18 protein-coding genes and 1 riboswitch are annotated in these 22,087 nt (G+C 45.1%); of the genes, 1 reads left to right on the forward strand and 17 read right to left on the reverse strand.

Going from position 1 to position 22,087, the window contains the following annotated elements; all coding sequences use genetic code 11:
* Positions 1 to 95: 95 nt before the first annotated feature.
* The 5 genes from ribH to KH180_RS04560 form a co-directional block, all read right to left on the reverse strand.
* Positions 96 to 560 carry a 6,7-dimethyl-8-ribityllumazine synthase gene (gene ribH / locus KH180_RS04540; protein WP_290756988.1) on the reverse strand — a complete coding sequence of 155 codons (465 nt, stop codon included), beginning with the start codon at positions 558 to 560 and terminating at the stop codon, positions 96 to 98.
* A gap of 31 nt (positions 561 to 591) precedes the next feature.
* Positions 592 to 1,788, reverse strand: coding sequence for a bifunctional 3,4-dihydroxy-2-butanone-4-phosphate synthase/GTP cyclohydrolase II (locus KH180_RS04545; protein ID WP_290756990.1), 1,197 nt, complete (start codon positions 1,786 to 1,788; stop codon positions 592 to 594).
* Between the two features lie 11 nt (positions 1,789 to 1,799).
* Positions 1,800 to 2,444: a riboflavin synthase gene (locus KH180_RS04550; protein ID WP_290756991.1), complete on the reverse strand. Its 645-nt coding sequence runs from the start codon at positions 2,442 to 2,444 to the stop codon at positions 1,800 to 1,802.
* A gap of 4 nt (positions 2,445 to 2,448) precedes the next feature.
* Positions 2,449 to 3,528: a bifunctional diaminohydroxyphosphoribosylaminopyrimidine deaminase/5-amino-6-(5-phosphoribosylamino)uracil reductase RibD gene (ribD, locus tag KH180_RS04555; RefSeq protein WP_290756992.1), complete on the reverse strand. Its 1,080-nt coding sequence runs from the start codon at positions 3,526 to 3,528 to the stop codon at positions 2,449 to 2,451.
* A 391-nt stretch (positions 3,529 to 3,919) separates the two neighbouring features.
* Positions 3,920 to 4,034: riboswitch (FMN riboswitch) on the reverse strand.
* 51 nt (positions 4,035 to 4,085) lie between these two features.
* The gene (locus KH180_RS04560) at positions 4,086 to 5,666 is read right to left on the reverse strand and encodes an alpha-glucosidase (RefSeq protein WP_290756993.1); all 1,581 of its coding nucleotides are present in this window, start codon (positions 5,664 to 5,666) and stop codon (positions 4,086 to 4,088) included.
* A gap of 175 nt (positions 5,667 to 5,841) precedes the next feature.
* Here KH180_RS04560 and KH180_RS04565 point away from each other — a divergent pair, with 175 nt between their 5' ends.
* Entirely contained in the window at positions 5,842 to 7,212 is a 1,371-nt protein-coding gene (locus KH180_RS04565) for an MATE family efflux transporter (RefSeq protein WP_290757243.1), read from the forward strand.
* A 105-nt stretch (positions 7,213 to 7,317) separates the two neighbouring features.
* On the opposite strand, the gene KH180_RS04570 is transcribed toward KH180_RS04565, so the two are convergent.
* The 12 genes from KH180_RS04570 to lon form a co-directional block, all read right to left on the reverse strand.
* Positions 7,318 to 8,727, reverse strand: coding sequence for a sensor domain-containing diguanylate cyclase (locus KH180_RS04570; RefSeq protein WP_290756995.1), 1,410 nt, complete (start codon positions 8,725 to 8,727; stop codon positions 7,318 to 7,320).
* A gap of 198 nt (positions 8,728 to 8,925) precedes the next feature.
* Positions 8,926 to 9,306 carry a RidA family protein gene (locus tag KH180_RS04575; RefSeq protein ID WP_290756997.1) on the reverse strand — a complete coding sequence of 127 codons (381 nt, stop codon included), beginning with the start codon at positions 9,304 to 9,306 and terminating at the stop codon, positions 8,926 to 8,928.
* Positions 9,307 to 9,398: 92 nt separating this feature from the next.
* A complete protein-coding gene (locus tag KH180_RS04580; RefSeq protein ID WP_290756999.1) occupies positions 9,399 to 10,526 on the reverse strand; it encodes a zinc metalloproteinase nas-26 in 1,128 nt (375 codons plus the stop codon).
* Between the two features lie 12 nt (positions 10,527 to 10,538).
* Positions 10,539 to 11,093, reverse strand: coding sequence for a signal peptidase I (gene lepB / locus KH180_RS04585; protein ID WP_290757001.1), 555 nt, complete (start codon positions 11,091 to 11,093; stop codon positions 10,539 to 10,541).
* Between the two features lie 99 nt (positions 11,094 to 11,192).
* A complete protein-coding gene (locus tag KH180_RS04590; RefSeq protein ID WP_290757004.1) occupies positions 11,193 to 12,479 on the reverse strand; it encodes an adenylosuccinate synthase in 1,287 nt (428 codons plus the stop codon).
* A gap of 117 nt (positions 12,480 to 12,596) precedes the next feature.
* Positions 12,597 to 15,095: an alkaline phosphatase family protein gene (locus tag KH180_RS04595; protein WP_290757007.1), complete on the reverse strand. Its 2,499-nt coding sequence runs from the start codon at positions 15,093 to 15,095 to the stop codon at positions 12,597 to 12,599.
* 68 nt (positions 15,096 to 15,163) lie between these two features.
* Positions 15,164 to 16,294 carry a chorismate mutase gene (locus KH180_RS04600; protein WP_290757010.1) on the reverse strand — a complete coding sequence of 377 codons (1,131 nt, stop codon included), beginning with the start codon at positions 16,292 to 16,294 and terminating at the stop codon, positions 15,164 to 15,166.
* Position 16,295: 1 nt separating this feature from the next.
* Positions 16,296 to 17,120 carry a 2-amino-4-hydroxy-6-hydroxymethyldihydropteridine diphosphokinase gene (gene folK, locus KH180_RS04605; protein WP_290757013.1) on the reverse strand — a complete coding sequence of 275 codons (825 nt, stop codon included), beginning with the start codon at positions 17,118 to 17,120 and terminating at the stop codon, positions 16,296 to 16,298.
* Positions 17,121 to 17,134: 14 nt separating this feature from the next.
* A complete protein-coding gene (folP, locus tag KH180_RS04610; protein ID WP_290757016.1) occupies positions 17,135 to 17,941 on the reverse strand; it encodes a dihydropteroate synthase in 807 nt (268 codons plus the stop codon).
* 9 nt (positions 17,942 to 17,950) lie between these two features.
* Positions 17,951 to 18,424, reverse strand: coding sequence for an HD domain-containing protein (locus tag KH180_RS04615; RefSeq protein WP_290757018.1), 474 nt, complete (start codon positions 18,422 to 18,424; stop codon positions 17,951 to 17,953).
* 4 nt (positions 18,425 to 18,428) lie between these two features.
* On the reverse strand, positions 18,429 to 19,706 hold the full coding sequence (locus KH180_RS04620) for a bifunctional folylpolyglutamate synthase/dihydrofolate synthase (protein WP_290757019.1): 1,278 nt from the start codon (positions 19,704 to 19,706) through the stop codon (positions 18,429 to 18,431).
* 31 nt (positions 19,707 to 19,737) lie between these two features.
* Positions 19,738 to 22,047, reverse strand: a complete 2,310-nt coding sequence (gene lon / locus KH180_RS04625) for an endopeptidase La (RefSeq protein ID WP_290757021.1) — start codon at positions 22,045 to 22,047, stop codon at positions 19,738 to 19,740.
* Between the last annotated feature and the right edge of the window lie 40 nt (positions 22,048 to 22,087).

The raw sequence follows: 22,087 nt of genomic DNA on the forward strand, positions 1-22,087 counted from the left end.
CAATACCTCCCTGTATATTCGGACAAGATGTAGAGGCACAAAAAGGCCGCTTATTTCCTGTTTTATTTTACAGGAAATAAGCGGCTCCGTCCAGTTTAACCGATCTCTTTGAGCAAATTTACCATTTCAATGGCTGACAGCGCACAGTCATAACCTTTGTTGCCTGCTTTGGTGCCGGCACGCTCAATAGCCTGCTCAATATTTTCTGTAGTCAGCACTCCGAACAGCACCGGTATACGGCTTTCCATGGACACATGAGCAATCCCTTTGGATACCTCGCTGCATACATAATCATAATGTGATGTGGATCCCCGGATCACTGTCCCCAGGCAGATCACCGCATCATATTTTCCTGAGCCTGCCATTTTCTGTGCGGCAATCGGAATCTCAAATGCCCCAGGCACCCAGGCAACCGAAATGTCATCCTCCTGCACATCATGTCTGCGGAGTCCGTCCAATGCCCCGTCCAGCAGTTTGGATACAATAAATTCGTTAAATCTGGCAGCTACGATACCAACCTTCATCTCTTTTGCAACTAATTTTCCTTCTAAAATGTTCATCTTTCTTCTCCTTTTCAATTTTTTCAGCAGATTAATAAGTTAAGTAATGCCCCATTTTTTCCTGTTTCGTCTTCATGTAATATCCGTCGTAATCGGTGAGCTTGATCTGAATCGGCACTCTCTCAACAATCTCAAGGCCAAAATCTTCAAGGCCTTCAATCTTTGTCGGATTATTGGTCAAAAGTCTCAGGCGGGATGCCCCAAGATCTCTTAAAATCTGTGCACCTATGTAATATTCTCTTTGGTCTTCCTCGAATCCCAGAGCCAGATTTGCTTCCACGGTATCCATTCCCTGATCCTGAAGTGCATAGGCTTTCAGTTTATTGATCAGGCCGATGCCCCGCCCTTCCTGTCTGAGGTAAAGAAGTATACCCTTTCCTTCCTTCTCAATCTGCTGCATGGCCTTCTCAAACTGATCTCCGCAGTCACAGCGCAGAGAACCAAAGGTATCCCCGGTCAGGCACTCTGAATGCACTCTGCACAGCACCGGTTTCCCGTCAGTTATATCCCCTTTGACCAAAGCCACATGATGCTCTCCGTTCAGCCGGTTCACATATCCGTATGCCCTGAAATTTCCGTACTTGGTCGGCATGGGTGTCTCAGCCTCTCTGCTTACAAACACCTCATGTTTTTTCCGGTAATCCTGCAGAGCTTTTATGGTAACCATTTTAAGTCCGAATTTCTCTGCCAGCTGCATCAGCTCTGGCGTTCGCATCATAGTTCCGTCCTCTCTCATAATCTCACAGCACAGTCCGCTTTCTTTCAATCCGGCAAGCTTCATCAGATCTACAGTGGCCTCCGTGTGCCCATTGCGCTCCATAACACCGTGAGGTTTTGCGATCAGCGGAAACATGTGTCCCGGCCTTCTGAGATCTTCCGGTCTGATCCCGTCCTCCATGCACTTTATCGCAGTAAGTGAACGTTCCACTGCGGAAATACCAGTCGTTGTCTCTACGTGATCGATACTTTCCGTAAAAGCAGTCTCATGATTATCCGTATTCTGCTTTACCATAGGTGCCAGTCCGAGTTTTTCTCCCATAGCCGCACTCATAGGCATACAGATCAGTCCCTTTCCGTGAACTGCCATAAAGTTGATATTCTGTGTGTCCGCAAATTCTGCTGCACAAATGAAATCCCCTTCGTTTTCTCTGTCTTCATCATCTGTGACAATGATGATCTTTCCCTGCCTTAAATCTTCCAATGCTTCTTCAATTAAACTGAATTTCATCTCTTATCCTCCTAAAATCCTGCATTCATCAACATTTCTTCTGTGACGCCCCTGCTTTTTTCCTCTGCCTCGGGTTCCAGCAGTTTCTCTACATACTTTCCGATCATATCATTTTCCAGATTGACCGCATCCCCGGGCTTTTTTGAACCCAGTACAGTCTGTTTTAAAGTATGAGGAATAACCGAAACCTGAAACCAGGAAGACCCGGTCTCTGCGATGGTAAGGCTGATCCCATCGATGGCAACAGATCCTTTTTTGATACAGTAGCGCATAATCCCAGGGGCAGCTTCCACTGTAAACCAAACTGCATTGGCATCCTGTTTTACTGAAAGGACAGTTCCCGTTCCGTCCACATGCCCTGCTACGATATGTCCGCCGAACCGGCCGACTGCACTCACGGCCCGTTCCAAATTCACCGGGTCTTTTGGCCTGAGATCTTTCAGGGTACTTCTCCTGAAGGTCTCATTCATCACATCTGCTGTAAATCCCTGCCGGTCAAATGAGACTGCGGTCAGGCATATGCCGTTGACTGCAATACTGTCTCCTGTATGTAGATCCTCCAGAATCTTTGATGCACTAATCCTGATTTTGGAAGACTCTCCTCCCATGCTTACTGACACGACACTTCCCATTTCTTCAATAATTCCTGTAAACATTGTTTCACCTCACCTCATATTCCAGCAGAAGATCACCGCCAAGTCTGGTAACCTTCGGCCCGTTCAAAAGAACTGCCTGACTGATCTTGTCAATTCCTTCTCCCTCCACAGGGGATCTGGCCTGTCTGCCTCCAAAAAGCTTAGGGGCAATATAGGCATACACTTTTCTGGCAGCCCCGGTCCTTATGACAGATTCGTTTATATCTGCGCCGCCCTCCACAAGGACACTGTCTATCTTTTCTTTTCTCAGTATCCGGAACAGCTCCAGAAGATCTACGTGTCCATTTTGCTCCGGACAGATCAAAACCCGGCAGCCCAACCTCTCAAGTTTTTCAGCTTTCTCTGTTCTTTCGCAGGCTGCCACAATAACCGGGATCACCTTGGCACTCTGGACAATCTTAGAAGAAAGCGGAATTTTAAGCCTGCTGTCGCAGATGATACGGATCGGATTATTTCCTCCTTTTACTCTGGCATTCAGCATAGGATCATCACAAAGCACTGTTTTGATCCCGACCAGAATTGCTGCATACCGATGTCTGAGATAATGGACATGCTCTCTGGCTTCCTCTCCGGTGATCCACTTGGATTCCCCTGTCTTCACAGCGGTCTTTCCGTCCAGCGTCATGGCATATTTCAGAGCAACATAGGGTGTATCATGGCTGATATAGTGAAAAAAGATATCATTGAGCTTTCTGCATTCTTCTTCCATAATCCCTGTCTCTGTCTGAATGCCGTGTTCCCTCAAAATCTGAACTCCCCTGCCGGATACCTTTGGATTCGGATCCAGATTCCCCACATAGACCCTGCGTATCCCGCTTTCAATCAAAGCCTCTGTGCATGGCGGCGTCTTTCCGTAATGACAGCACGGCTCCAGCGTCACATACAGTTCTGCCCCTTTTGGATCCTCTGTACAGTTTTTCAGTGCATTTCTCTCTGCATGCGGCCCTCCGTATGTCTCGTGATATCCTTCTCCGATCACCCGCCCGTCTTTTACGATAACAGCGCCCACTGCCGGGTTGGGATTTGTATATCCTATCCCTTTTTCAGCCAGTTCAATGGCCCTTTTCATAAACAATTCATCCATAAGGCAAAACCTCCTTGTATGTATGCAAACATTTTTCTATGCATTTGTGCGCATCCTGCACGGAGTGCTTTTTTATTCCATAGGGAGGTTCGAAAAACTTTCTTATGGAATAAAAAAAGCCCCAAAATCCTGTACACCAGGACTTCAGGGCTTTATCAAGCTAAAGTTCACTCATGAAAATAAGAAAGAATCCCTCTTGCGGGATTCTCCGCCTGCGGCGGGTCGCTTTGGCGGCACGATTCCTTATCGCCGCAGTGCGATCCCCGCAGTGCGTTTTTTATTTCATGGGACGTTCTTTCCTATGAAATAAAAAAACGGGACTTATAACAGCAGACCAAATACACCAAATGCATCTGACCTACGCTGTGCGTAAATCCCAGAGTTCTTTATCATTTATCTTCTTTCATCCAGACTGTACTGTCGGCTTCGGAGTTTCACCGAATCATGCCTTGCGGCTCGTGGGCTGTACCACCGGTAGGGAATTTCACCCTGCCCTGAAGATCCTATTTAATTGTTGTGTTTCAATGGTTAGAATATACACAATCCATTTTTATTTGTCAACCCCATTTTAACACAATAACCTGAAATGGTTTTAATATCCCGGCTTCGGCCGGCTGATTGCAGAGTAAAACTTCCCCTCCGGTTTCTCTGATTTCATGAGGCTTCTTTGAAAAGCTGCACAGTACAAGAATCCTCGTAAACCCGTCATTTCTCTCATATGCCACAATGTCCCCCGCATAATCTCTGCGGGGTATAAATCTTCCGCGGACAAGGCACGGTTCCTGCTTCCTCAGCGCCGTCATTTGTCTGTAAAAATTTAAGACAGATTTTTTATCATCTTCCTGTCTTCCCGCTTCCTCCCAGTCTATCATCTGTCTCGCATTATCCCGGCTTCTTAAGTTGACATAACAGAGTGCCTCCTCTTTTGTACACCCGTCTGACAGTGCAGTTTCATACTGCCCTCTGCTCTCAATATCATCAAAGCTTTCGATGGAATCTTTCCACACATTCTTCGTCCCCAGTTCCTGCCCCTGATAAATAAAAGGGGTCCCCCTCAGGAAAAAATACATCCCGGCCAGCACAGTGGCCGCCTCGTAAGTCTGATCTTCTTTTGCGGGAAAAAACTTGTTAACTGCTCTTGGCTGGTCGTGGTTTTCTATAAACAGACCCGGCCATCCAATTTTCTGGATTTCTTCCTGGCTTTCAAACAAAAGCTCCCTGAATTCTTCTACCGTCCAGTTTTTTCTCTTATGCCACTTTTCATCGCTTCCCTCCAGGTCGAAGTTTGTGTAATGAAAATCAAACATCATAGAAAAACAGCCCTGTTCCCCAATATAATCGCCAATTTCGGAATACGGGACATCCACCGCTTCTGAAACTGTGATGCATTGGCAGGGTTCAAATACCTCTTTTCTCAGTTCCTTCAAAAACGCATTAATCCCCCTGACATTTCTTGTGTAGGGAAAACAGCTGGCCAGTCCGTCTCTCCCGTCAGGCTCCGCCCGAAAAACATCCAGCTCTTTCTTAATAAAATTGACGGCATCCACACGGAATCCGGCAATTCCTTTTTTTATCCACCACCGTATCATGTCATACAGTTCATACCTCAGTTCTTGATTCTCCCAGTTGAGATCCGGCTGTTTTCTGGAAAAAGAGTGAAAATAGTATTCCTCTGTTCCCGGTACCGGCTCCCACACAGAACCTCCGAACACCGACCTTAAGTTGCTTGGCGGACAGCCGCTGTTCGATGTTCTGAAAATATAATAATCCCTGTATTTGCTTTCCGGATTTTTTATGGCCTGCAAAAACCATTCGTGCTCATCCGATGTATGATTAAGCACCAGGTCCATCATGACTTTTAAATCCCGCATTCCCGCCTCCCGGATTAAATTGTCCATATCATCCATTGTGCCGAACATAGGATTGATACTGTAATAATCTGAAATATCATAGCCGTTGTCATCCATAGGAGATGCGTAAACCGGACAAATCCAAAGGACTGTCACTCCCAGTTTTTTCAGATAATCCAGTTTCTTTGTAATCCCCTTCAAGTCTCCCATTCCGTCCCCATCGCTGTCATAAAAGCTCTTAGGGTAAATCTGATAGATGATTTCCTCTTTTCCTCTGGAATTTCTCATGTACTGCTCCTCTTTTTCTTTCCCGCAGGTGGACACGCTTCTCCTGTTAAGGTATGATATTTTTACCGGCTTTTTAGGCCTTCCCTGATTTTGGCAAGGCACAGAGAAAAAGCCCTATTGAACTATATGAAGGAGTGATATTTTGAATACCAATAATGAAACTGCCCTGGGCACTATGCCGGTAGGAAAGCTGCTGTTCCAGCTGGCTGTTCCCACCATCGCAGCCCAGGTTATCAATGCTCTCTACAACATGGTCGACCGAATCTATATCGGCAGGCTTCCGGGAGGAGAAGGCCCTCTTGCTATTGCCGGGCTCGGTATCGCATTTCCGATCATCATGATCATTTCCGCATTTGCCTCCATGATTGGTATGGGCGGAAGTCCCCGGGTTTCCATCAAAATGGGACAAAAAGATCATGACGGGGCAGAAAAAATCCTTGGAAATGCCGTAACCGCTTTGACGGGACTGGCTATTCCCCTGACCCTGTTTTTTTATCTCGGAAAAGACTCCCTGCTTTCCATGTTCGGAGCCACAAAAAACATCCTGCCCTACGCCAGCGATTATCTGAGTATTTATTTGATCGGCTCCATATTTGTCATGTTTTCTCTGGGTCTCAACAGCTTTATCACCTGCCAGGGGTTTGCCAAGACCAGCATGCTGACTGTACTGATCGGCGCTGTACTGAATATCATTTTAGATCCGGTCTTTATCTTTGGCCTGGGACTCGGAGTCAAGGGTTCCGCCCTTGCCACTGTCATATCCCAGGGTGTATCGGCGGTCTGGGTTATCTGCTTTCTCACAGGAGAAAGAACAGATCTAAAGATACGCAGAAAAAATCTGCGTCCGGAACTTAAGGTACTGCTGCCGGTCATCGCCCTGGGCATTGCACCGTTCATCATGCAATCTACGGAGAGCCTGGTTCAGATCACTTTAAACTCCGGTATGAAGCGGTACGGAGGTGCCGGCGCAGATGCTCTCGTATCCGTCACGACCATCGCCATAAGTTCCATGCAGTTTTTGTCCATGCCCGCACTGGGTCTGGCCCAGGGGGCGCAGCCTATCATCAGCTACAATTACGGAAGCCGGAATATGGACCGGGTCAAAAAAGCCTTCCGGCTTTTATTTATCATCACTGTAGCCTATACGGTCGCAATATGGGCTCTCTCCATGGCAGTGCCCCATATATATATCTACCTGTTCTCCAGCGGGGAAGCTGCCCGTGGACTGGCTGCACTGGGCAGACCTATGATCCGTATCTTTATGGGCGGTTTTCTGTTCATAGGAGCACAGTACGCCTGCCAGAACACCTTCATGGCATTGGGCAGGGCAAAGATCTCACTGATCATGGCTCTCCTGCGAAAGATCATACTTCTGATCCCTCTGGCCCTGATCCTCCCAGTTTTTTTAGGAACCACCGGAATCTTCACCGCAGAACCCATCGCAGATACACTGGCATCTGCTATCACCACCGGGGTTTTCTACTTTACCTCAAAAAAACTGTTGAGACATCCGGAAGAACCAGACATCACTCCTAACATGGAATGATGTTATCTGGCTTGTCGGCCGGTTTCTCCAGAAGATATTTCATCCATTTTCCACATGATTAGAGTGAGGCATTCTAAGAGCTGAACGGAAATCATGTGGAAAATGTCATAATATTACATACTGGTTTTTCCCTCTCATTTTTGCCTCATACAGGGCACTGTCTGCCCTTCCGATCACTTGTTCATAAGTGTCTCCGTTTTGGATCAATGTAATCCCAATGCTTATATTTACATGATTTTCATCTGTAACTGCCCTAAGCATCCGCCCTGCGATCTCTTCGATTTTTTTCTGATCTCTGATCCCGTAAATCAGACAGGTAAATTCATCTCCTCCATAACGGCTGACCACATCCTTTTCACGAAGATTTCTCCGAAGCCGGTCTGCTACTCCGGTAAGGATCTCATCTCCCTTTTGGTGGCCGAAAGTGTCATTGATCCCTTTAAAATCATCCACATCTAAAAAGAAGCATGCGCTGTATTTCTTTTTCCCCTTCAGGTCCTTTTCCAGAACCTTCTGGAAATTCTTTCGGTTAAGTGAACCCGTCAGAGCATCCTTTGTATTTTCCAGTCTCTCACTTCGGTGCATCTTAAAGAATTGAAGACCGAAAATAAAGAGCAGGACTGTAATCAAAGTCCCTTTCATCATCAAAAATAAGGTTTCACTTTTTAGAGAATACAAAGTTTCCTCGTAAGACTCTGCCACCGCCAAAGTGCAGATGGTCCAGTCGCTGATGCCTGCCGGTTCATAATAGAGCATTCTGAGCTTTTCTTTATTATGATAGTTTAAATAACCGCTTTTCCCTTGCTTTACATTTGCTTCCATGACATCCAAATCTGTTTCGTCATCATACTCCATCGTGCGCAGCATATCGTACATGGTGCTGAACCGCTCCATACCTTCGTAGGATGCAACCATCCTGCCCTTTTTGGAAAACACCAGCACAGCACCTGATCCTTTTAAATCCTCTCCGTTCAGCATGCGTCCCAATTCCACAGTGCTGTATTCCAGGCAGATCGCGCCTTTTACCTTTCCGTCTCTTACCAAAGGCACACCTATAATAATGGACTCCGTCCCTTCTTCTTCATCCACGAGAACTTTAGATATGCTTTTCTTATCTTTCATCAAATCCTTATAGTACTTTCGTTCTGCGATGTTCTGTCTCTTGTGGCTGCTGTAATACATATTGCCTTTATTATCTGCTACACCGATTTTCAGTCCTTTTGAATCAAATCTGGCGACAATATCCCACCAATTTTCTTCCCCTGATCCATCCGGAACATCACAAACCACCGCCAGGCTTTCCAGCCAATTCTGGTTATCCTTCAGCAAAGACTGCAGGGAAGCTTTTGCCGTATCATTCGTTGACCTCAAATCATGCCTTGTCTGTTCTACGATCTTGGTATCCATTTTCCGGTAATACTGCACAAAAGAAAAAATAAAGAACGTAACCAGAGCAATCACCATCAGAAGAATGACCGTCGTATTCAGCTGTCTGTTTCTCTTTTTTTCCCTCATTTTCCCCTCCCCGCTCAGTAACTGCGATTCGTAATTACCTACATTATACTCCATATTACAATGCAATCAAAGAAAACCTTTTTCCGAAAAATACAAAAATTCGGAAAAAGGTTTTCTAAAGTTCTTTCTTCACTGTCCACAGCCAGCTGAGGCACCTCTTGTTTTATATATGTCATTCTCCAGAAGACATCATGCCCATTATTCAGCTACTGCGATTGCTTCTATCTCAAACAAAGCCCCTTTGGGCAGTGCTGCCACTTCCACGCAGGAACGAGCCGGTTTATTTTCTCCGAACCGTTTCTCATAAACTGCATTGATTGCGGCAAAGTCGTTGATGTCATCTAAAAATACGGTTGTTTTAATTACATTATCCAGAGATAATCCGGAAGCCTTCAGCACTTCATTTAAGTTTGTCAGCGCCTGGTCTGCCTGAGCCTCCACTCCTTCCGGAAGGGTCCCTTCCTTCGGATCCAGACCCAGCTGTCCTGATGTGAATACAAGATTTCCTGTTTTTACTGCATGGCAGTATGGTCCCACTGCTGCAGGGGCTTTTTCTGCATTGATTGTCTCACGTGTCATCATGATCCTCCTCACTTTCTAAAAATTAATAAGGTTTATACAATTTTTTTGTAATTCCATTATAGCACAGGCTTTTATGCGCGTCCATTCCTTTAATTGCTTATGGTAACTTTCAGTTCTGCATTGTGCTTCTCAATTTTTTGGGCTGCCTTTTCATCTGCTGCATCCTTTGTCGGATAATAATCAATATAATAAAATAAGTTTTTATCAAGATTTTTGAATGTGTATGTATTTTTCCCCTTCTTGAGTTCTGTCATCTGCGGTTCTCCCTGTTCATCCATGTTGTTCAGGGACAGCACTGGTTTCAGAGACAGGTCTGCTTTTGCAATATCCTCAAAGACAACCGTAAGCTTTCCGTTCTGTGACCGAAAAACATTTCCGATCACCAAACTGCCGAAGGTTCCTTCCGCCCCATCAGTCCCCTTCATGGCGTCCACATCAAAATAAAGGACTCCCTTGCTGCTGAATTTCATAAAGCGGCTTCCCTTAAAAGAAAGCTTTGCTGGATCCTTCTCTTTATCCAGATCCGCAAATCCCTGAAACAGAGGCGTTACCGTTTTCTTTTTCGTCTTCACGTTATATTGGACCAGAGAAAGATTTTTGAACATCTGGTCTTCCTTCATATAAATCTCAGACGGATATCCGAGAAAATCCACCGTACTGCGATTCTGGACCACTGCGTTGGAGTCATTCTGCCCTTGATCCATCAATTCCTGGATTACATCTTCTTTTGGTCTTCCCCCAATTTTCTTTTGACTGGTCTGCTGTATATCGCCTTCATAGATATCATCAAATGCCTGCTTTTTATCGGACAGTGTCATGTCTTTCACATTAAAGAAATAATCCTTCACCGTGTCCTCCCCTTTTGTCCGAAGGAGACGCACCATACTGCCGTCACTGGATATAATAATCTTTGTCTCTGTCTCCCCATCCTCTGAAAACAGCTTCATTTTTTCAAGATCCAGTGCAGCGCAGATCTTTTTTTCTTTCATATCATAGACATAAAACCCTGCAGAGTTATGAAACATCACCCTGCTGTCTGAAGCATAATCAAGCTTAGGGAAATCGGACACTTCATCCTTTTGGGTCGTCTCTCCTATAAATGTTTTTAATTCCTCATCCGATGAAAACGGTTTTAATTCTGATTTTTTAGAACATCCTGCAGCCGTGACAGCCAGAACTGCTGCCATCACCATAAGAATCCTGATTTTTCTTTTCATGAACGCTCTCCTTTATTTGATCCATTTCGGAGAAGGATAATATCGAAAGCTTGCTTTCCCTATTATCTCATCTCTGGTCACATAGTGAGTCTGCCATTCTCTCGCATCATTGGAACTGTTCCGGTTATCACCCATAACAAAATAACCGTTGTCCGGCACCTTATACGGGCCGAAATCATCCACAGGCTCTTCCCTGATATAAGGCTCTTTCAAAGGCTTTTTGTTTTTGTTAATATAGACCTTCCCGTCTTTTACTTCAATGGTCTCTCCCGGAAGCGCAATCACTCTTTTTATATACCATTCAGTTTCGTCATCCGGATACTTAAATATGATCACATCTCCCCGTTTCGGTTCACTGAACAGGTATGCGGTTCTGAATGCAATAAGCTTATCCCCGGTCATGATCGTATTTTCCATGGATCCGCTGGGAATACTGGCGTTGACAATGACGAAGTTTGTAATAAACAGGGTAATCGCCAAGGTTACAGCGATACACACAATCCAGCTCCTGACTTCTTTCCTGAAATTTTGTTTTTTTGCTTTTTCCTGCTCCTGTTCCTTTTCCATGATGCCTCCTTCTGTATTTAAACCAAGTAGATGAATCCACTTTATTTTCTGTAGAATAAAAACCTCTTTGTCATACCACAAAGAGGTTTTTTCTTTTTTCTAGTCTGTATATCCTCTGCGGATAATCTCATGTCTTCCAGGTCCGTTGGAGATCAGTGTAATCGGATATCCGATCTTCTCCTCAACAAACTCTATATACTTTCTGCAGTTTTCCGGAAGCTTGTCATATTCTGTAATGCCGCGGATGTCGCTCTTCCAGCCCGGAAGCACCTCAATCACCGGTTTTGCTTTTTCCAAATCTCCGGTCGTCGGGAAATCAGTGGTTACTGTTCCGTCAATGTCATAGGCGACACAAACCGGAATCTCTTCTAAATATCCCAGAACATCAAGAACTGTAAATGCCACGTCTGTAGTTCCCTGCATCCTGCATCCGTACTTGGAGGCAACCACATCAAACCAGCCCATCCTTCTCGGACGTCCTGTGGTCGCACCGAATTCTCCGCCGTCACCGCCGCGTCTTCTGAGCTCATCGGCTTCTTCCCCGAAAATCTCACTGACAAAGGCTCCTGCACCTACGGCACTGGAATATGCTTTGACCACTGTGACGATCTTCTTGATCTCATAAGGCGGGATACCTGCGCCAATGGCTCCGTATGCAGCCAGTGTTGAGGAGGATGTTACCATAGGATAAATTCCGTGATCCGGATCCTTCAGGGAACCAAGCTGTCCCTCCAAAAGAATCGTCTTATCCTCCTTAAGAGCATTGTGCAGAAACAGAGATACATCACATACATACGGCTCTACCATCTCTTTATACTCCATCAGAGTGTCATACAGCTCATCAGGATTCAGAAGAGGTTTGTGGTACAGGTGCTCCAGCAGTACATTCTTTGTTTCACAGATCTTTGTTAATTTTTCTTTTAATGCTTTCCCGTCAAACAGTTCGTTGACCTGAAAACCAATCTTCGCATATTTATCAGAATAAAACGGTGCAATTCCTGATTTTGTAGATCCGAAAGAACCTTTGCCCAGTCTTTCTTCTTCATACTCATCAAACAAAATGTGATACGGCATCACGATCTGAGCCCTGTCAGAGACTAAAATCTTTGGTTTTGGCACTCCCTGTGATACGATTTCCCCGATCTCTTTAAAAAGCACCGGAATATTCAACGCCACACCGTTTCCGATAATGCTCGTTGTATGATCATAGAATACACCGGAAGGCAGCGTGTGAAGCGCAAACTTTCCGTAGTCATTAATGATGGTATGCCCGGCATTCGCACCTCCCTGGAAACGTACGATAATGTCAGATGTTTCTCCCAACATATCTGTAATCTTGCCTTTTCCTTCGTCGCCCCAGTTGGCTCCCACTATTGCTTTAACCATATGTGTATCCTCCTAATTATCAATGACGTGTCTTCGCCATTTTCTTTTGCATAAAGCGAACAACATTTTAATATTATATTGTTTTTTCCCATGTGTCAAGAATCCGCAGGGAGATTCCTACTTTTCTTTTACAGAAAAGAAAGAATCTACACGGTGTTTATAATCCAGAAGGGAATTATACTGCAGATACTGGTAATTCGTCAGCCATTTATCCTTATCTTCCTCATTCTGAGTCGCTACATTTTTTCCGTCCTTTGTCACATATCCGTTGGCATTGATGGCCGGGATCTGTTTCTGAAGTTCCTCCAAATACTGGTTATACGGAGTAAGCTTTAAGTTTGTCTGCTGAAGCATCAGTGTGGACAGGTAGTTGGCACTTGTGAGGTTTACATTGTTCTGCTCCTTGATATCATAGTTTGCCCAGATGACAAACGGAACCGTAAACTTCTTCTGCATTTCTTTAATGTCCAGGCTGTTTAAGTCCTTCCCGTAAAGCAGTTCATAGAACTCATCTTCCAGCTTTGGCTGATGATCTCCGAACATAACGACGATTGTCGGCTCCTTCTGGGTCTTAAAGTAGTCAATCAGTTTCTTGAAAGCCCGGTCAGATTCATGGATCAGAGACAGATAGCGCTCGGCTGTTTCCGTCTTTTTCTCATCCTTAATGGTAATCTGCTGTTTGAAATTGTCATCCGGAATCAGGTATCCTCCATGATTCTGGATGGTTACATTGAACATAAACAGTGGATTGTCTGCTTTCTTTTTCTCAAAGGTTTCTATGATCTTGTCATAGTCAGACTCATCACTGACCCATCCTCTGATTCTTTTCACTTTGGACTCATCCAGAGATGTCTCATCCATGAAATTATCAAATCCCAGAAGCGGATACACACTCTGTCTGTTCCATGCATTCGGTTTGTAAGGATGGAAGGCTGTAGTCTCATATCCCTGCTGTTTCAGCTGAGAGGCAAGACTCGGCACCTGATGCTTAACAAACTGAGTATAAGCATTTCCGTTCAGAGGAAGAGAGGACACTGAATTTCCGGTCAGGAATTCATATTCAGAGTTGCTTGTTCCTCCCCCGAACACAGATACCAGCATATTTCCCTTGATTGTATTTTCTTTCATAGAATTGATATACGGCATCACTTCTTTGTTTGTTTTAATTTTATTGACCACATTCAGGTCAGAAAAGGTCTCATTCATGATAACAACCACATTCGGTTTCTGTTTCAGCGACTTGTTCTGTCCCGTGGTCACAGTATAGTTCTTGGCAATATCTTTTACCTTATCTACGCTGTATCCTTCCGGTTCTGTTCCCAGCAGATACTGGACATTCAGAAGGAAACTTAAGACAAATCCATTCCGCTTATAACCCTTTTTCTGATTAAAGAACTCTACCTTTACATTCTTTGATTCCAGAAAGTTTACCCGTGTACAGAGGAAACTCTGTCCCACTGTAATTGCTGCCACAACCACCAGTGCCACCAGACGCTGTTTCCATCGGAATGCCTTTATGGTATCCAGCTTCCATGCAATGATGCACAGTGCCAGACAGATAATCGTTGCAACAATGGCTGCTTTATTATAGGACAGTGTGTAATGGTCTGCCACGTCCATAGCTGTACCAAGCGCCCAGATATCAGCCGGTGTAATCGGCGTTCCGCGGAACTGCATAACAAAGTAGTTACCAATGGCACATCCGTATAATAACAAGTCACCTACAATAATTGCATACTTGGTGCGGTTAAAGATCAGCAGCAGGATTCCGAAAACGATGTAGAACCAAACCACATTCAGGGCATAAGAGAAAATTCCCATGACACTGATTGGATTATAGAAAACTTTTTCTACCATATAAAATGCCAGCCACGGATTGATGATAAACAGTGCCCATGACAGCCATTTATTCCATTTTTCCGGAATATTCAGCTGAATCAGAAGCAGCACAACCAATCCCAGTGCAATGGCAATCGTCAGTCCGATGGCCCACATATCGACCTGTGTTGTCATAACTCTGGCACAAAGCCTGACCTCAGTTTTCTTCCCGTTTTTTACAAGAGGCTGGAACACGGATCCCATATCCTTTGAAATGTAAATGTACAGCGGATCCTTTTTCTTGATCCCGATACCTTTGATCTCGTAAGTATAAGTCTCGCCCTTTTTCAATTCCTGATTGACAATCACCTTGTACCACCGGTCATCGTGCAGTTCCCTGCGGCGCATGGTTGCTTTGATCTCAGTCTTTCCGTCTACCTCTTCTATCGTCGGGGTGATATGGAATACAACATTTCCTTTGGAGTCTTTGATTTTAAGGTCAATGCTTCCCGGTCTTGCATCTCCGTAATTTCTTCCCACACGGAAATCCAGCCGCTCTGCAGTACTGAAGTTGGCCTTAAACTCCTGTTTCACTGTATCTCCGTCTGCAATGGCGATTTTCTCCATGCCGCTCTCCGGCACACCCTTCGCCACGCGCTCTGCAAACTGATCTTTATTCTTGATGCATAAAACACAGAATAAGATCAGGCACGCAATAATAAAGTATTTCCCAAACTTATGAATAAAGTTATGGATTTTTCCCATTTTGTCTTTAAAACCATTTGTTTTACTGTTCATGATTAATTCCCACCTAATTTGTATTTTTTAATGATAAGTTTATCATCCTGTCCCTCTTAAAATAACCTCTAAAAATTCCCAAGAATTTTAAAATCTTTGACCTCTGCCCGTATACCGGTCAAAGCATTGCGGATGCCCGGCTCGTTCAAATTGCCGGCTACATCGATGTAAAAGCCATATTCCCACTGTCTGTTGGGAAGCGGTCTGGACTCAATGTTTGTCATGCTGACATCATTAAACATAAAATGGGCCAGAATATTGTAAAGAGATCCTGTCTCGTGAGGCAGTGAAAAGCTGATGCTTACTTTCCTTGCATCTTTCCTGTACTGTTTTTTCTTGGACATAACAACAAAACGCGTACAGTTATTTCCCTCGAAATTCACCTTTTGTTTTAACACTTCCAGTCCGTAGAGCTTTGCAGCCCGTTCACTGGAAATCGCAACCTTTGTCCGGTCGTTGTCATCCGCAACTTTTTTGGCTCCCACAGCCGTATTACGGATGCGCACCTGGTCCCATTTTGTCTCATCCAGGAATTTTTTGCACTGCATCAGTCCCTGTGGGTGAGAGTACACTTTTGTCACTTTGGACAGATCCGTTCCTCTGATACCCACAAGTGCATGGTTGCATTCCACAGTTTCCTCTCCGACCACACATACGTCATGATTTAAAAGAAGATCATAGATGCCGCTCACTGTTCCTGCGGAAGTATTCTCGATCGGGAGGATTCCGTAATCCGCTTTCCCCTCATCCACTGCAATTACTACATCTTTAAATTCCTCTGCCGTAAAGTGGCTGATATTTTCTCCGAAAAACTGAACCATAGCCTGTTCCTGATACGCCCCCGGAATCCCCTGGTATACAACCTTTGTGTCACTGTTAATTTCCAGCCGGTCCACCTGTTTAAACTTTTTGCGCACATAACTGTCTTCCTCTGACAAAAGGCTGTACTGGTAGCGGCGGCCGATGGACATGAGCTGCAGAAACAGTTCCTCCGTTCCCTTTTTCAAGAAATCCTGGTCAACTTTTTGAGTCAGAGCTTCGATTTTCTGCTGTTCCCGCTCCCTGTCATAGATGGGTTTCCCTGTTCCCTTTTTATATTCAGCAACTTCTTTGGAACAGTGCATCCGTTCTTCGAACAGCCGGACAATCTGCTGGTCGATCTGGTCAATGTCCTTCCTTATATCAACTAAATCTCTCATATTAACTTTCCTTCTCCTCTAATGCTTCTTTTAGTTCCAGAATCGTCCGGTTCAGCACCGGATGTCTCACATGCGGCGCGATCTGTGCAAGCGGTTCCAGCACAAACTGCCGCTTTGGAATTTCTATGTGTGGAATCTTAAGATGCTGTTCATTGAGAATCAGATCTTCATACAGAAGAATATCCAGATCTAATGTTCTTGGCCCCCAATGTACGGTCCGTTCCCTGCCGGCCCTGCTTTCCAGTCCCTGCAGAAATTCCAGCAGCTCTGCCGGGCTCTTTAATGTATCAATTCCAATACAGCCATTAATGAAAGGATCCTGGTCAACATTTCCGTAAGGCTCTGTCTCCAGCAGACTGGATACACACATCACACGGGTGTCATCCTCATGATCTACCTGCTTCACAGCCTGCTTGATGTATTCTGCGCGGTCTCCCATGTTGGATCCCACACCGATATAAGCTCTGCTCCATTTTCTCTTAATCTTTACGGCAACACTCTGAATAGGAAGTCCTATGGGAGCCCAGGGCTTTTTGACCTCCACCTCAACTTCCTTTATGAGGTCATATTTTATGAGAAGCCGTTCTGCAATGGTTTCCGCTGCCCGTTCGATCAGATCGAATGTGTTTCCTTCCATAATATCCCGTATCCGGTGGCACACATCACCATAGTTGACAGAATCTTCGATCTTGTCACTGGCTCCGGCTCTTTTTGTATCTGTATAAAGCACTGCAGACACAAGGAACTTCTGTCCCAATACTTTTTCTTCCTTATATACTCCGTGATTGCTGTAAATCTCCAGCTCTTTGATTATTATCTGATCCATAATTCCATGCTCCTTTAACAGCGGCATATTGCCTCAATCATAGAGAGGGCACGCCTGTTTTCCCGGACATCATGAACCCGGAACATCCGGCATCCTTTCATATATCCGCTCACTGTAGTTGCCAAAGTGCCCTCTGTGCGTTCATCAGCCGGCAGATTCAGCGTAAGCCCGATCATGGACTTTCTGGATGTTCCCAGCAGAACCGGCACCCTGAAATCCTGCAGAAGTTCCAGATGATTCATCAGAATCAGATTCTGTTCCAAAGTTTTAGCGAAACCGATTCCCGGATCCAAAAGAATCTTCTCCCTGTCCATCCCGGCGTCTTCTGCAAGTGCCATAGTTTCTTTCAGATCTTCCATCACATCACTTAGATAGTCATTATAGTCTGTATTTTTCCGGTTATGCATCAGACAGGCCGGAATTCCTGTCTTTGCAAGCAGAGGTGCCATGCTGCCGTCCCATTTCAGCCCCCATATATCATTAATCATATCAGCCCCGGCCTGAATGCCTGCCTCTGCCACCTGGGATTTATAAGTGTCCAGAGAAATGACAGGATCAAATTCTTTCCTGACGGCTTCGATTACCGGCGCTGTCCTTTCGATCTCTTCTTCCTCTGTAATTTTTTCATGCCCCGGGCGGGTGGACTCACCCCCTATGTCAATGATATCCGCACCTTCACTGAGCATAAGTTCCGCATGCTTTAAAGCCTGGTCCATCTGGTTATACTTACCCCCGTCAGAAAAGGAATCAGGGGTCACATTGAGTATTCCCATAATATATCCTTGATGTTCCATCTCAAATTGTTTCGTTCCTATCTTCATGTCAAACTCCTAATACCGGTATCTGTTATTCTTCTTTTCTTCCGGCCAGTAGCACTCTTTTCTGGCCTTACAGTTTCTGCAGTCTCTGGAAAGCTTATCTGCCCTGTAAAAAAGACAGGAAAGTCTGCCACTGTCCGGTCTTCTGTGAGATTCTAAAAGAGAAAGAATCATTTCCCTCTCGGCTGTCCTATAAGGGGATTCCAAAAGAATCTTTGATGCAATCAGCAGTCCTGCTTCCTCATGGGGAATTCCTTCTGTATACTGCTTCCCTCTCCCAATATCATGCAGAAAGCCAGCCGCATAGATTACATCTTTCGGCACATCCAGCTGCTGCTCCAATACAAAAATATAGGCGATTCTGGATACCGCAAGAAAATGCTCCGTATCATGAAGACAAAAGATCCGGCCTTTTTCTGAATCCTGAATCTCACGGTATGCTTTTTGATATTCTGTGTGATTGATAATATAAGAAAGCCGCTCCAACGATTCACCCTCTCAGTTCCTTTAAAAATGACAATGTCCCGAATACAACGATGACTTCATCCTGCCCGCAGCCATCCCTGATCTTTGGATAACAGTCCCCAAGCCTTCCGCATTCCGTCACGTTGCGGTAATAGGGGCGGGCTGCCAAAGCCAGCTCTTTGGCAGGCAGGGCCCGGTCACTTTCAGGCGTTACGGTGTAGATCTCATCTGACATCGGAGACATGATCTTAAGCATCTGCGGATAATCCTTATCCGACAATACTCCCATTATATAGATTATTTTTTTATTTGTAAAATTCTTTTGAAGAAATTGTAAAAGCCTTTCTGCACCATCCGGATTATGTGCCCCATCACAAAAAACCGCAGGAACCGCTGAAATACGCTGTAATCTTCCATCCCATGCCGCGTTTTTAAACCCTTCTCTTATGGAATCCTGCAGAAAAAGATAAGATTTTTTTAAGATTTGAAGCGCCTCCAGAGCGGTCACTGCATTGTAAATCTGATGCCTCCCCAGCAGTCTGATTTCCATATTGCGGTACTCTGTCCCATCGGAGCATGTATAGGAAAACTCAGCTCCTTTGAGAGACTCTGACAGAATTGTCAGACGGCTTGGATCAACAAAGGTAAGAGGTGCGTTCATCTGCTCCGCTTTTTCTGTGATGACTTCATTCGCCTCCTCGGCGTTATAATAGGATACACAAGGGCATCCCTTTTTCATAATTCCTGCTTTCTCTCCGGCGATTTCTCTCAGAGTGTTGCCCAGGTATTGGGTATGGTCAAATCCAATAGAGGCAATCATCGTACAGAGCGGTTCTGTAATCACGTTGGTTGCATCCAGACGGCCTCCAAGTCCTGTCTCCAAAAGCACCACATCCACTTTTTTATCGAGAAAATAAAGAAAGGAGAGGGCAGTCTCCATCTCAAAGACTGTGGGATGTTCTTTTTGATCCCTGACCATTTCCTTCGAAACTTTTTTTATTTTCTCCATATAAAAGCACAGATCATCTTTCGAAATGATCTGGTCATTAATGCGGAATCTTTCTTCATAGCAGAAAGAAGCAGGAGAGACATATCGTCCTGCTTCATAACCCTGCTCTTTGAATACTGACGAAAGAAACGCCAGAGTGGAACCTTTTCCGTTGGTGCCTGCAATGTGGACGATCTTAAGCTGGTCCTGCGGATTGCCAAGGCGCTTTAACAGCTCTCTTATATTGTCCAGCCCTAAAACACTTCCAAACTTATTTGCCTGTCCGATAAATTCCATTGTCTCCTGATAGTTCATTAAGGTTTCCCTCCTGCGTCTCATCTGTTGTCTATTCAGATAGAAGAGCCTCTTTTATGACATCCTCAATCTTTTTCACATAAACGATTTCTATATTCTCTGTGATTTCTGTATCAAACTCTCTGACATCCTTTTCGTTGGCCTTCGGCACCAGAACTTTTGTCATGCCTGCCCGTTTTGCTGCCAGCATTTTTTCTTTCAGCCCTCCAATAGCCAGTACCTGTCCTCTGATCGTTACTTCCCCGGTCATGGCTACGGTTCCTCTGACCTTTCTTCCTGTAATCGCTGAGAGCAGCGCAACTGTCATTGTAATTCCGGCAGACGGACCATCCTTCGGAACTGCCCCTTCCGGGATATGGATGTGGATATCATGAGTATCAAAAAAATCATCCTTGATCTTATATTTGCCGCTTTTGCTCCGGATATAACTCACCGCAGCCTGTGCAGACTCTTTCATCACATCACCCAGAGAACCCGTGACAATGAACTTCCCTTTTCCGGGCATAGTATTCACTTCCACATTGAGCATAACCCCTCCGACGCTGGTCCATGCCAGACCGTGGACAATGCCGGTCTCATCCTTCAGGCTTTCTTTCTCCAGTTCATACGGTGCATTGCCAAGATAATCCCTGACTGCTTTTTTGGTCACCGTCACCTTTTTCTTTTTGCCCTGATAGATATCCTTTGTAACCTTGCGGGACACATTGCCGATAGCCCTCTCAAGGCTCCTGACTCCTGCTTCTCTTGTATAGCTGTCTATCAGCAGTTTAAGCGCATCATCTTTCCAGACAATCTCTTTCGGGGTCAGTCCATTGGCTTCCATCTGCTTTTTCACCAAATAGTTCTTTGCGATATGAAATTTTTCATTCTCAGAGTAGCTGGAAACTTCAATGATCTCCATCCTGTCTAAGAGCGGTCTCGGAATCGTTGACAAATCGTTGGCTGTAGCAATAAAAAGTACATCACTCAAATCCAAAGGAACTTCCAGGTAATGGTCACGGAAATGCTCGTTCTGCTCTCCGTCTAATACTTCCAGCAGTGCAGAAGCCGTATCCCCTCTCTGGTCCTTCCCTACTTTATCCACCTCATCCAAAAGCATGAGAGGGTTGCGGACCTTAGCCTGCCGGACAGCCGCCACGATTCTTCCCGGCATGGCCCCTACATAAGTCTTTCGGTGTCCTCTGATCTCAGACTCATCCCGGACACCTCCCAGGGACAGCCGCACATACTCTTTATGGGTGGCCCTTGCAATAGATCTTGCAATGGAAGTTTTTCCGGTTCCCGGAGGTCCGACAAGGCACAGGATCGCTGCATCTTTCTTTTGGCTCATAGCCCTGGCTGCCAGGTATTCCAGCACACGTTCTTTTACCTTTTTAAGTCCGTAGTGGTCTTCTTCCAGAATGCTTTCTGCTTCTTCCAGGTCCATAGAGTCTTCTGAAACCTTCTCCCACGGGATATCCAGCATAATCTCAATATAAGTCCTCAGCACAGCACTCTCTGCCGCACTGTTTCCCATAGCCTGGAAACGTGAGATCTCCTTCTTAATCTTATCCTTTACTTCATCGCTTGCTTCCATCTCAGAAAGCTGGCGCAGAAATTCATCTGCTTCATCTGCTATGTTCGTCTCTCCCAGCTCTTCCCGGATTACCTTAAGCTGTTCTCTGAGCATATACTCCCGCTGGTTGTCATCAATACTTTCCTTCACCTTTTCCTGAATATCCAATCTCAGGTAAGCAAGCCTCAATTCCTGTTCCAGCATGACCAGCATCAGGCTGCATCTCTCTTTGAGATCCATCTCCTCCAAAAGTTTCTGCTTGTTCTGCAGAGAAAACGGCAGATGGGTCGCCAGGTGGTCTACAAATACTTCCAAATCTGTCTGCATCAAAATATAGCTGTATACATTAGGATCCATCTGGTTCCACACTCCTGTATACTTTTCAAAGCTTTCTTTCAGTGCGCGGAATACCGCTTCTTTTTCGTCCTCATCAAATGCCTGCTGTTCTGTATGCTGATAGGCAGCCTCTACCCGGAATATTGGTTCTTCTTCACAAATCTCCGTGATCTCCGCACGGAACATCCCCTCTGCAAAAACTCTTATAATATTCTGCGGCAGCTTTACTACCTGGCGGATCTTCGCCAGCGTACCAACCTGATACAGATCATAAGATTTCGGGTCTTCCATAGACGGATCAATCTGATTGTTCAGGAAAATCATCTGATCGTTCTGCATGGCTTCCTCAATCGCACGGACTGATTTGCTCCGTGAAACGTCAAAATGAATCACCGAATTCGGATATATGTATTTGCCTCTCAGCGCGAGCATCGGTAATACTTTTTTCATCTGCTTCTCCTTCGTTGATAATATAGTGATTTATGCCAAA

Source organism: Anaerostipes sp., assembly GCF_018381315.1.
In the GTDB taxonomy this organism is placed as follows: domain Bacteria; phylum Bacillota; class Clostridia; order Lachnospirales; family Lachnospiraceae; genus Anaerostipes.